General features: G+C 64.3%; 13 protein-coding genes and 1 tRNA gene. 11 read left to right on the plus strand and 3 right to left on the minus strand.

Translation table 11 applies throughout. The annotated features are described in order from the left end of the window. Positions 1-27: 27 nt before the first annotated feature. The 5 genes from RBB18_RS16365 (at position 28) to RBB18_RS16385 (ending at position 2367) form a co-directional block, all read left to right on the plus strand. Entirely contained in the window at positions 28-255 is a 228-nt protein-coding gene (locus RBB18_RS16365) for a hypothetical protein (protein ID WP_306111329.1), read from the plus strand. Then, positions 252-464 (plus strand): hypothetical protein, encoded by a 213-nt coding sequence (locus RBB18_RS16370; protein ID WP_306111328.1) that lies wholly within the window; start codon positions 252-254, stop codon positions 462-464. Before RBB18_RS16365 ends, RBB18_RS16370 begins: the two co-directional genes overlap by 4 nt. 65 nt (positions 465-529) lie before the next feature. Further along, positions 530-1090 carry a hypothetical protein gene (locus RBB18_RS16375; protein ID WP_306111327.1) on the plus strand — a complete coding sequence of 187 codons (561 nt, stop codon included), beginning with the start codon at positions 530-532 and terminating at the stop codon, positions 1088-1090. Positions 1091-1093: 3 nt separating this feature from the next. Continuing rightward, positions 1094-1267 (plus strand): hypothetical protein, encoded by a 174-nt coding sequence (locus RBB18_RS16380; RefSeq protein ID WP_306111326.1) that lies wholly within the window; start codon positions 1094-1096, stop codon positions 1265-1267. Continuing rightward, complete coding sequence (locus RBB18_RS16385; RefSeq protein ID WP_306111325.1) at positions 1264-2367, plus strand: tyrosine-type recombinase/integrase; 1104 nt, start codon at positions 1264-1266, stop codon at positions 2365-2367. The genes RBB18_RS16380 and RBB18_RS16385 overlap by 4 nt, the downstream gene beginning before the upstream one ends. 10 nt (positions 2368-2377) lie before the next feature. Here RBB18_RS16385 and RBB18_RS16390 read toward each other — a convergent pair. Both RBB18_RS16390 and truA read right to left on the minus strand, forming a co-directional pair. Continuing rightward, a tRNA-Arg gene (locus RBB18_RS16390) sits at positions 2378-2454 on the minus strand. A 37-nt stretch (positions 2455-2491) separates the two neighbouring features. Beyond that, positions 2492-3271 (minus strand): tRNA pseudouridine(38-40) synthase TruA, encoded by a 780-nt coding sequence (gene truA / locus RBB18_RS16395; protein ID WP_103763382.1) that lies wholly within the window; start codon positions 3269-3271, stop codon positions 2492-2494. Between the two features lie 104 nt (positions 3272-3375). On the opposite strand from truA, the gene RBB18_RS16400 reads away from it, so the two are divergent. From RBB18_RS16400 to RBB18_RS16410, 3 genes are read left to right on the plus strand one after another with little or no spacing between them, the layout of a single operon-like run. Further along, positions 3376-4803, plus strand: a complete 1428-nt coding sequence (locus tag RBB18_RS16400; RefSeq protein WP_306111324.1) for a YcjX family protein — start codon at positions 3376-3378, stop codon at positions 4801-4803. Further along, on the plus strand, positions 4800-5237 hold the full coding sequence (locus tag RBB18_RS16405) for a GNAT family N-acetyltransferase (RefSeq protein WP_103763384.1): 438 nt from the start codon (positions 4800-4802) through the stop codon (positions 5235-5237). The genes RBB18_RS16400 and RBB18_RS16405 overlap by 4 nt, the downstream gene beginning before the upstream one ends. Continuing rightward, complete coding sequence (locus RBB18_RS16410) at positions 5234-6241, plus strand: YcjF family protein (RefSeq protein ID WP_306111323.1); 1008 nt, start codon at positions 5234-5236, stop codon at positions 6239-6241. The genes RBB18_RS16405 and RBB18_RS16410 overlap by 4 nt, the downstream gene beginning before the upstream one ends. A gap of 114 nt (positions 6242-6355) precedes the next feature. Here the strand turns inward: RBB18_RS16410 and RBB18_RS16415 are convergent, their stop codons facing one another. Then, positions 6356-6775 carry a group III truncated hemoglobin gene (locus RBB18_RS16415; protein WP_306111322.1) on the minus strand — a complete coding sequence of 140 codons (420 nt, stop codon included), beginning with the start codon at positions 6773-6775 and terminating at the stop codon, positions 6356-6358. 424 nt (positions 6776-7199) lie between these two features. Between RBB18_RS16415 and ileS the strand changes: the two genes are divergently transcribed. The 3 genes from ileS to RBB18_RS16430 all read left to right on the plus strand — a co-directional run. Next, positions 7200-10190, plus strand: a complete 2991-nt coding sequence (ileS, locus tag RBB18_RS16420) for an isoleucine--tRNA ligase (RefSeq protein ID WP_306111321.1) — start codon at positions 7200-7202, stop codon at positions 10188-10190. A gap of 27 nt (positions 10191-10217) precedes the next feature. Then, positions 10218-10457, plus strand: coding sequence for a DUF3253 domain-containing protein (locus tag RBB18_RS16425; protein ID WP_103763387.1), 240 nt, complete (start codon positions 10218-10220; stop codon positions 10455-10457). Beyond that, positions 10457-11559, plus strand: a 1103-nt coding sequence (locus tag RBB18_RS16430; protein WP_306121259.1) for a benzoate/H(+) symporter BenE family transporter, incomplete at its 3' end; no start/stop codon positions are given. The genes RBB18_RS16425 and RBB18_RS16430, both read left to right, overlap by 1 nt.

The raw sequence follows: 11559 nt of genomic DNA on the forward strand, positions 1-11559 counted from the left end.
AAGATATCACAGGATAGGACTGACGCAATGCCCAATACAATCGATGACATCCACCTAGATGCAGTTTACCTCGCCGGAATGATCGGCGGTGCCGAGGTTCTTTCGGAACAAGCTTGCGACGGCGCGGAGGAAGATCCGTTGACCCGCCTGGCCAACAATTCCCTGCCAGCAATCTTCCATGACATGCGCAAGCGCGCTGAGGCGATTGCCGATGCGTTGGAGATGCTGGAAGGCAAAAGCGGAGAGGCATCATGAGCGTTCAAAGCATGAGCCCGCATGACCAACTCTGCGCGGCTATTTCAATAATTCAGCAACACATCCTTGCAGAGGACACCTTGGTTTCGGCTGAAAAATTGTTCACGCCGGGCGGATACTTCAGTTCTGCATCTCTGGAACTTGCCGAGCGTATGCTCATGGATTTGATTCCGCATGTCGAGCATCTGAACAAACCTCAGCAAACATAAGGCGCTTGACACTAGTTTCGTCTGTAGCTAATTTATACTCATGCGAAACCTAATAGGCTGGAACAATGAGACGTGAAGCGCTGGAGTACCTCAAAGAAAACTGGCACGTCGGCATAGTAGGGTCCGCAGAAGCAGCTACGTTTCTGCGGATCAAACCCAATACTCTGCGAACACGAATTGCCAGAGATCAGGCCCTGTCTTTGCGGGACGAAAGTGGTCGACAACGGGCTGCGGTTACATTCACAGGCTATCATCTTGTCTATAACCTGATCCAGGATCGGCTCATTCGCTTTGGCGTGCCGTTGGAGCCGAAAAGTGGTGAGGGTTTCGCAGAAGCGTACACGGATTGGGTCGAAAGCAACGTCCTGAAAGATCCATTTCTCATCAACGCGATGGTCAGGTTCGACAACAATGATGATGGTGCAGTCTCGCATCTTTTTGAGCGAGGCGGCATCGAAGATTGGACGGGTGACGCTGCTCTTATCCTTCCCATCGGCACTATGGTGTTTCGATTGGCTATCTCTCTCTACGTTAAGAGCGGGAGGCCTGATGTTGTTGAGATTTTGTCTAACGCAAGGGAACTCGTTTCCGACAAGCCGATCCCTATTACTCACCCGGACGAGTAAAGAATGCCCGCCCGCCGCGCCACCATCACGCAATCCGAACTGACCCGATATCTCAAAGCATATCGGGACGCAGGCATTCCGGTGGCGCGCACGGAAATCAGCCGCGACGGCAAGGTGGTGATCCATACGATCGACAGCCCTGCCGTTGATGAAGCGAACCCCTGGGACGCAGGATGAAGCACCGAAAGCAATATCCCGGCGCAACGCCCTACACCGACCGCCACGGTCGGCGCCGGTGGCGTTTTCGCAAGGGTGGCTTCTCGGCTGAGCTGGGCACCGACTACGGCTCGGACGACTTCCAGCGCCGGTACGAGGCCGCACTGGAGGGACACCGGACGCGCAGGCTTGTTGGGATCGAGCGCACCCGCCCGGGCTCTGTCTCTGCCTTGGTCGCTTCCTACTATCGGTCGCCGGAGTTTCTCGGGCTTTCGGATAACACCAAGCGCAACTATCGCGGCATCATCGAGCGATTCCGGGAGGAACACGGCGACAAGCCTGTGAAGCAGATGCAGCGCCGGCACGTTCAGAATATCCTCGCAGAGAGGGCGGAGACACCGGCGGCGGCGAACAACCTGCGCAAGCGCCTGATCACTTTGCTGGACCATGCGGTGTCGCTTGAGTGGCGCCAGGACAACCCGGCACGCCTCGCAAAGCCGTATCGCCTGGACAGCAGCGGGCACCATACTTGGGACGAGGGCGAGATCGCGCGCTTCTTCGAGGTGCACCAGCCCGGAACCTTGGCACACAGCGCCGTGACGCTGATGCTCTACACCGGCGCGGCCCGCGTCGATGCAGTGGCTCTTGGCTGGCAGAACGTGAATGGTGAACGTCTTGAGTACCGGCGGAGCAAGACCGGCTCGGCTGTTTCCATGCCGATCCATCCAGACTTGGCCGAGGTCTTGACCGACTGCCCGCGTGATGCGCTGACGTTCCTACAGACCAACCGCGGCGCGTCTCGTTCTCCGAATGGGCTGGGAAACCAGATGCGCGCATGGTGCGACGAAGCAGGCTTGCCCCTGTGCAGCGCTCACGGCCTTCGTAAAGCCTGCGCCAGGCGCTTGGCCGAGGCTGGGGCCACTGCCCACGAAATCGGCGCTGTGACCGGCCATACGACGCTTGCAGAGGTGCAGCGATACACTGCCGAGGCGCAGCGCGACGGCATGGCCGACTCCGCCTTCGACAAGCTCATCGCCAGACCAAACGGCGAACAGAACGTGGTGAACCTTCCCGATAGGTTCGCCAAGACGCAGCGCAAGGCGCTGAAAAAAGGGGGTTAATGGATATGGTTGGCGATCCCGCGAGGACTCGAACCCCGAACCTGCTGATTAGAAGTCAGCTGCTCTATCCAGTTGAGCTACGGGACCGCTTGGCAAAAAGCCTTACCCAAGCGCGCATGCGAATTCAAAGGCGAAATGACGCGAAAGGGTCGTCGGGATACCCCACGCCGGCAAGATATAGCCCCTGCGGCGGACATACCGGGCCGCAGGCGGTGCGGTCGCGGGAGTCGAGCGCGGTTTTGACCTGATGCGGTGGCCAGGCTCCGGCGCCGACGCGTTCCAAAGTACCGACGATGCTGCGCACTTGATTGTGCAGGAATGACCGGGCGCGCAGGCGGAACTGGATTTCCGGACCGGAGAGGCCGTCGACCTGCGAAATGACGATGTCATCCAGTGTTTTCACCGGGCTTTTCGCCTGGCAGATGGTCGAGCGGAAGGTGGTGAAGTCGTGATGCCCCACAAGATGCGCCGCGCCTTCGCGCATGGCCTCGACATCCAGAGGGTTCTGCACCCGCCAGACCAGCCCCTTGTCATGGGTGGCCGGGGCGCGGCGGATCAGCAGACGAAAGAGGTAGCGGCGCTCGACCGCCGAGAACCGGGCGTGCCAGTCGTCGGTGACCTGCGCGCAATCGAGGATCGCGACGGGCAGGGGTTTCAGGTGATAATTCAATGCCTCTGACAGGCGAAAGGGGTCCCAGTCCTTGACCATGTCGCACTGGGCGACCTGCGCCAACCCGTGCACGCCCGCATCCGTCCGGCCCGCCGCCGCAATCGTGTGCGGGCCCGGTTCCAGCCGCGCCAGCGCGTCCTCGATCGCGCCTTGCACCGAAGGCTGATCGGCCTGTCGCTGCCAGCCGGCGAAGGGCGCACCGTGATATTCGACTTTCAATGCATAGCGGGGCATGAAAAGCCCTTAGCGTGGCCGGCGGCGGGGAACAATCCCCCAACGCTCCCCTCTGGCACATGCCGGGTGCGCGGCCTATCTTGAGGGCAAAGAGAAGGGGCAGTTTGGTGCTTTCGGATATCGCAGATGGGCTGACACGCGGCGTGGAGCGCGTGGGCGACACGCTGTCGGGCGCGTTCATGGAGCCGGTGATCCGGCTGGGTGTCACGGGGCTGAGCCGCGCGGGCAAGACGGTGTTCATCACATCACTGGTCGCCAACCTGATGGATCGCGGGCGGATGCCGGGGCTGGTGGCCGCCGCCGAGGGGCGCATTTCGGCCGCCTACTTGCAGCCGCAGCCAGACGATACGCTGCCGCGGTTCGAGTATGAAAAACACCTTGGGGCGCTGACCGCCGAGACGCCGCATTGGCCCGACAGCACGCGTTCGGTTTCGGAGCTGCGCCTGTCGCTGAGGGTGCGCCCGTCGGGGTTGCTGGCGGGGTTGCAGGGGCCGCGGACCGTGCATCTGGACATCGTGGATTACCCCGGCGAATGGCTGTTGGACTTGGGCCTGATGGACAAGAGCTATGCCGAATGGTCCGCGGAAACGTTGGGCCGGTTGGCGCCGCGTGAGCAGGCGCAGGATTTTCTGGCAAAGGCCCGCGAGGTGGATGCCACGGCCAAGCTGGAGGAGCCCGTGGCGCAGTCGCTGGCCGAGGCGTTCACCGCGTACCTGAACGCGGCGCGCGCGGCGGGGTTGTCGGATTGCACGCCGGGGCGGTTCCTTCTGCCGGGGGATCTGGCCGGCTCTCCGGTGCTGACATTCGCGCCACTGCCTGCGCCCGACAGCCCGCCGCGCCGGTCGCTGTGGCGCGAGATGGAGCGGCGGTTCGAGGCGTATAAATCCAAGGTCGTCAAACCCTTCTTCCGCGATCACTTCTCGAGGATCGACCGGCAGGTCGTTCTGGTCGATGCGCTGGGCGCGATTCACAACGGCCCGCAGGCGGTCGAGGACATGCGCCGGGCGATGGCCGATATCCTCGGGGCGTTCCGGCCGGGACGGAACGCCTTTCTGTCCAGGCTTCTGATCGGGCAGCGGGTGGAGAAAATCCTGTTCGCGGCCACCAAGGCGGACCATTTGCACCATACGCAGCATGGACGTCTGACCGGCATCATCGAGGCGCTGATGCGGGATGCGCGAAACCGGGCGGATTTCGCCGGGGCCGAGACGGCGGGGATGGCGATTGCCGCGTTAAGGGCCACGACCGAGGAAACGCGTGAGCATGGCGGGCAAACCCTGGACTGTGTGCGCGGCACGCTGATGGGGCCAGAGGGCGGGCGCGGCAAGCAGGCGGCGTTCTATCCCGGGGCGTTGCCGGAGGACCCGGCGCACCTGCTGGGGCCTGCACGGGACGGGGCCGAGGCGTGGCTGGACGCCGAGTACGAGGTGATGAATTTCGCCCCCGCGCGTTTGACGCTGAAGCGCGGGGAGGGGCCGCCGCATATCCGGCTGGATCGGGCGGCGCAGTTTCTGATCGGGGATCGGTTATGACCCCTTTTGACGCACGTCTGAAGCATGTGCCGGGCCTTTTGGGCGTCTTGTGGCAGCATCGAAGCGGGCATTGGTGGGATGACCTGAAAATCATGGTCCGGATGACTCGGCGCGGCTGTGTCCGGGCGGTGTGTGACGATACGCGACTGGCCGGTTTCATCCTTTGCACCGGGCCCGAACTGCACGCGCTTTACGTGCACCCAAGGGCGCAGGGCCAAGGGGTGGGCCGCCTGTTGTTGCAGGATGCCAAGCGAGAGCGGGATCGGCTAAACCTCTGGGTTGCCGAGGAAAACACCGGAGGACGGCGGTTCTATTACCGGCATGGCTTTGCCGAAAAGACACGTGCTGACGGTGCGGAAAATGACGAGGGGCGGCCCGAGATCCTGATGGTCTGGCCGCCGGAACGCAGGGTGGAGCCCAGGGTAGACTCATGAGCAAGCGACCGGTTCTGATCGACATCGAAGAGGGCGATGACAGCCCCCGCCCGGACACGGCGCCGCCGGTGCCGGATCCCGTGGTGGAGGGGCACCCAGAGGGCAGGGCGATGCAGACCGTGGCGACGTTGGCGGCGAAGAAACCGTCGCGCCTGGCGCGGTGGTTCTGGGGGTTGCTGCTGTCGATCCTGGGGGCGGTGATTTCCTTTGCCGCGTGGGATTTCGTGATGGCGCTGCTGGCCCGCAACGTGGTGTTGGGTTACGCCGTCACCGCGTTGATCGCGGCGTTTGCCCTTGTTTGCCTGATCATTGTCATCCGCGAGATGGCGGCGTTTTCCCGGCTGGCGCGGATCGACAAGCTGCACCGGGCAGCGGATGCGGCTTTGGCGGGGGCGGACCTGAAACAGGCGCGGGGTGTGGTGCAGGATCTGACGCAGCTTTATGCGGGGTGCGAGGATACGAGCTGGGGGCGGGATCGTTTGCGGGACTATGGCCCCGAGCAGATGGATGCGGGCAGCCTGCTGGGGCTGGCGGAAACCGAGCTGCTGGCGCCGCTGGACCGGGCCGCGGCGAAGGAGATCGAGGCGGCCGCACGGCAGGTGGCGACGGTGACGGCGGTGGTGCCGCTGGCCTTTGCCGACGTGATCGCGGCGCTGACGTCGAACCTGCGGATGATCCGCCGCATCGCGGAGATCTATGGCGGTCGGTCGGGTACGCTGGGCAGCTGGCGGCTGGCGCGGGCGGTGATGACGCATCTGGTCGCCACGGGGGCCGTGGCGGTGGGTGACGACCTGATTGGCTCGGTCGCCGGGGGGAGCCTTTTGTCCAAGGTTTCCCGCCGGTTCGGCGAGGGGATCGTCAATGGCGCGCTGACCGCGCGGGTGGGCGTGGCGGCGATGGAAGTGTGTCGGCCCTTGCCGTTCCGGGCGGGCAAGCGCCCCTCGGTGACGCGGATGGTGCAGCGCGCGCTGACCGGTCTCTTTGGCGGGGTTAACAAAGCGTAAACGACCAACGAATTTCGGCCGGTGTGTCGGTATTTCTGCCGGAGGTCCGGATTGACCTCGCGACCTTGTCCAATCTGACAGCAAAACCTTAACGTCCGGTCGCCCTTGCGTGCGTCAGAACGGGTTGCCCAGTTTCGGCACGCCGCCGGGATGCGTCTCGCGGTTCACGACGCCCGCGCGCAGGGTCTGGCCGATGCGATGGGCAAGGGCGGACCAGGCGGCGGCCTTGGCCGGGGGAAGCTCGGACTTAAGGGTGCTGTCGAAGAGGTCGAGCCACATCGAGAACATGCCCGGTTTGACATTGCCCGCCTGCACATGGGCCTGCATGGCATTGCCCACGTAACACCGCTCGTGCAGGATCGTGTTGGCCCAGAAATCGCTGACGCGGGCCTCGTGCGCGGGCCAGTCGGTGACATGCGCGGCAAAGACCGGCGCCAGCCCGGGATGCGCGCGGCAGGATGCATAGAAGGCTGCCACGACGCGCTCGATCTCGGCGCGGGTGATGTCGAAACGGGGGGGCAGGGCCGGTGTCATGGCCTCGAATCTGGCCGTTGGATGGGCCGGATGCAATGGGAAACGCGATTCGGGAAACATGGTTAACGCCGTCGGATCGTGGGAAATCGGAACGTCGGTATTGCGTCGGTATCCGGGTGGTGCGCCGACGGTGCAAAATTTCGCGATCAGGCGCGTTAACAGGGCGGGCGTTGCAAAAGCCTTGAGAAGGCTTTTGCCAAGACTTTTCTGAAAAGTCTTGGGCGCTGGCGGTGAGCCCGGGTTCTACGGCTTGCTCCTTGGAACGCGCGCACCTATAACGCCCCCCATCATGACCCGCTTTGCGATCATCATTCGAATTACATGCCCGGCGCTCTGAAACAGACGAGCCGCCGGGAAAAGGCGTATGGACCACCGCGCCGCCCCCACCCAGAGATTGAAATGCCAGTGACAAAGGACGTCACAGATGTGTTCTGACACACCCGATTACAAAGACACGCTGAACCTGCCCCAGACCGATTTCCCGATGCGCGCGGGCCTGCCCAAGCGCGAGCCCGAGTGGCTGGAACGGTGGAACGGACTGAAGGTCTATGACCGCCTGCGCGAGAAGGCGACAGCCGAGACGCGGCAGCCGTTTACGCTGCATGACGGACCGCCCTATGCCAACGGGCACCTGCATATCGGCCACGCGCTGAATAAGATCCTGAAGGACATGGTTGTTCGCAGCCAGCAGATGATGGGGCGCGATGCGCGGTACATCCCCGGCTGGGACTGTCATGGCCTGCCGATCGAGTGGAAGATCGAGGAGCAGTACCGCAAGAAGGGCCAGAACAAGGACGCGGTGGATATCGTCGATTTCCGCGCCGAGTGCCGCAAGTTCGCGGAAGGCTGGATCGACATCCAGCGCGACGAGTTCAAGCGGCTGGGCGTGACCGGCAAGTGGGAGAAGCCCTATCTGACGATGGATTTCCGCGCAGAGCGGATCATCGCGGAGGAATTCCAGAAGTTCCTGATGAACGGGACGCTGTACCAGGGCTCGAAGCCGGTGATGTGGTCGCCGGTGGAAAAGACTGCGCTGGCCGAGGCGGAGGTGGAGTACCACGACAAGGAGAGCTTTACCGTCTGGGTTAAGTTCGAGGTGGAGAAATCTACGTATCTCGAAGTCCACAAGCAACTTGCGCAGAACCTTGCGGAAGTGGACGAACGGCTTGAGGCTCAGGACGCCCGACGGTCGGAACTTGAGGGCGCCTACGTGGTCATCTGGACCACCACGCCCTGGACCATGCCGTCGAACAAGGCGGTCGTTTACGGCGAGGACATCGCCTATGGCCTTTACGAGGTCACGGGCACGCCGGACGAGTGCTGGGCCAATGTGGGCGACAGGTTCCTCCTGGCAGACAAGCTGGCCGGAGATGTGATGGGCCGGGCGCGGCTGAATGACGACCAATGGAGCCGTGTGCGGGACGTGAGCGCCGACGAGTTGGCTGGCCTGAGCCTCAAGCACCCGCTGCATGGCGCGGAAGGGTCGAACGGCGAGTGGGACGACCTGCGCGATTTCCGGGCGGCCGATTTCGTGACCGACGAGGAAGGCACCGGGTTCGTGCATTGCGCGCCGTCCCACGGGATGGAGGAATACGAGCTTTATCGTGGCCTCGGGATGCTGGACCAGGTCATCACCTATAACGTGATGGACGATGGCGGTTTCCGCGCCGACCTGCCATTCTTTGGCGGCACCTATATCCTTGATCGCAAGGGCAAGGAGGGCAACGCCAACAAGACGATCATCGACAAGCTGGTCGAGGTCGGCGGATTGCTGGCGCGGGGCAAGATCAAGCACAGCTATCCCCATAGCTGGCGCTCGAAAGCGCCGGTGATCTATCGCAACACGCCGCAGTGGTTCGCCGCGATCGATCGCGAGGTCGGCGACGGGCAGGACGAGAGCGGCACCACGATCCGCCAGCGGGCGCTGACCGAGATCGACAAGGTGCAGTGGACGCCGAAGACCGGGCGCAACCGTCTGTATTCCATGATGGAATCGCGGCCGGACTGGGTTCTGTCGCGGCAGAGGGCGTGGGGCGTGCCGCTGACCTGTTTCGTCAAGACGGGGGCGATGCCCACGGATGAGGGCTTTCTGCTGCGGGATGAAAAGGTCAATGCGCGGATCCTTGAGGCGTTCGAGGCCGAAGGCGCGGATGCGTGGTACAAGGATGGTGCCAAGGAGCGGTTCCTGGGGAACGACTATGACCCGAACGAGTGGGAGAAGGTCGACGACATTCTCGACGTCTGGTTTGACAGTGGCTCGACCCATGCGTTCGTTCTGCGCGACCGCGAGGACGGGTCCGAGGACGGGATGGCGGATCTGTACCTGGAAGGCACGGACCAGCACCGGGGGTGGTTCCATTCCTCGATGCTGCAATCCTGCGGCACCACGGGGCATGCGCCGTACCGGGGCGTGCTGACCCACGGGTTCACGCTGGACGAGAAGGGCAACAAGATGTCCAAGTCGCTCGGCAATACGATCGTGCCCGAGGAAGTGGTCAAGCAGTATGGCGCGGATATCCTGCGGCTTTGGGTGGCGCAGACGGATTACACCAACGATCAGCGGATCGGGCCGGAGATCCTGAAAGGGACCGCCGACGGCTATCGCCGGCTGCGCAACACGATGCGGTTCCTGCTGGGGGCGCTGAGCCATTTCAGCGAGGACGACCGGGTTGAGCCGGAGGATATGCCGGAGCTGGAGCGCTGGGTGCTGCACCGGCTGGCGGAACTGGATCACCGGGTGCGCACGGGGTATGCCGCCTATGATTTCCAGGGGGTGTTCCAGGCGCTGTTCAACTTCGCCACGGTGGAGCTCTCCGCGTTCTACTTCGATATCCGCAAGGATGCGCTGTATTGCGATGGCGACACGCCCCGGCGGCGGGCGGCGCGGACGGTGATGGATATCCTGTTCCATCGCCTGACCACGTGGCTTGCGCCCGTGCTGGTGTTCACCATGGAAGAGGTCTGGCTGGAGCGGTTCCCGGGGGACGACAGCTCGGTGCATCTGACGGATATCCCGGAGACGCCGAAGGAATGGCTGAACGAGCCGCTGGCGGCGAAATGGGCCACGGTGCGGCAGGCGCGGCGCGTGGTGACTGCGGCGCTGGAGGTGCAGCGGACCGACAAGGTGATCGGGGCGAGCCTGGAAGCTGCGCCGGTGGTGCATGTGCGCGATGCCGAGGCGCTGGAGGTGCTGAAATCGGTCAATTTCGACGATATCTGCATCACGTCCGATATCCGGCTGACCGACGATCCCAGCCCGGCGGAGGCGTACCGGCTGCCCGAGGTGGACGGTGTGACCGTGGTCTTCGAGCGTGCGGCGGGCGAGAAGTGCCAGCGGTGCTGGAAGATCCTGCCGGACGTGGGCACGCACAAGCATCCGGGGACCTGTGCGCGGTGTGATGCGGCGTTGGGGTGACGGTGGGGTGAAACCCCACCCTACGACATGACGGATGACGAGATTTCCGATGGGCTGATGCGGCTGGCGCGGGCGCGGGGGGCGGGCAGGACCTTTTGCCCGTCCGAGGCGGCGCGGGCGTTGTCCGAAGATTGGCGGGATTTGATGCCGCGTGTGCGCGAGGTGGCGGCAGGGCTGCCGCTGGTGGCGACACAGAAAGGCGTGGCGGTCGATCCGGTTGCGGCCAAGGGACCGATCCGGTTGGGTTTGGCCGAAGGAGAGACGTGATGCCGCCCATGCAGACAATTTCGACCGGGTTCGTGGTGGCCATGGTCGGGTTTTTCAGTTCCTTTCCCATCGTGTTGCAAGGGCTGGCCGCCGTGGGGGCGAGCGACGCGCAGGCCGCGTCGGGCCTGATGGCGGCGGCGCTGGCGATGGGGCTGGCGGGGATCGTGCTGAGCCTGTGGACGAAGATGCCCGCCTCGGTCGCGTGGTCGACGCCGGGGGCGGCGCTGTTGGCGGTGACAGCGCCCGTGGAGGCCGGCTTCGCCGGTGCGGTGGCCGGGTTCCTGGTGGCGGGGGCCTTGACGGTGATTTCGGGCCTTTGGCGACCCCTTGGACGGCTGGCGGCGGCGATACCGGCACCGCTGGCGCAGGCGATGCTGGGCGGGGTGCTTTTGCCGCTGGTGATCAGGCCGGTTCTGGCGGTGGCCGAGACGCCGGTGGTGATTGGCCCGATCCTGGCGGCGTGGTTCGTGCTGGGCCGGATCAACAAGCTGTTGGCGGTGCCGGGGGCGGTCGTGGCGGCGGGGATCACGGTGCTGGCCTATGGCGATCTTGGCGCATTCGATGCCCGGGGCTGGGTGACGGCGCCGGTCTTCGTGATGCCGGAGTTCTCGCTGGCCGCCGTGGTGGGGATTGGCCTGCCCCTTTACGTGGTGACGATGGCGACGCAGAACGTGCCGGGGCTGGCAGTGATGCGGGCGCATGGGTATGCGCCGGAGCCGGGGCCGCTGTTGAGCGTGGTCGGCGGCTTCAGCGTGCTGTCGGCCCCGGGCGGCGCGCCGCAGACCTGCCTCGCGGCGATCACGGCGGCGATGTGCGCGGACGAGGACAGCCACCCGGATGCCGGGATGCGCTATTGGTCGGCGGTGATGGCGGGGATCTTTTACTGCGTGCTCGGGGTGTTTGCCGGGGTCATCACGGCGTTTGCGGGGCTGGCGCCGCCAATGGTGATGGCCAGCGTGGCCGGTGTGGCGCTGTTGAGCGTGTTTGCCAATTCGACGGCTGCCGCGCTGGGCGATGCGGACTATCGCGAGGCGGCGGTGATCACCTTTGTCGTCACGGCCTCGGGCGTGACGGTGTTCGGGCTGGGGGGCGCCGTCTGGGG

Origin of the sequence: Roseovarius sp. MMSF_3298 (assembly GCF_030733705.1) — a bacterium.
Lineage (GTDB): Bacteria > Pseudomonadota > Alphaproteobacteria > Rhodobacterales > Rhodobacteraceae > Roseovarius > Roseovarius confluentis.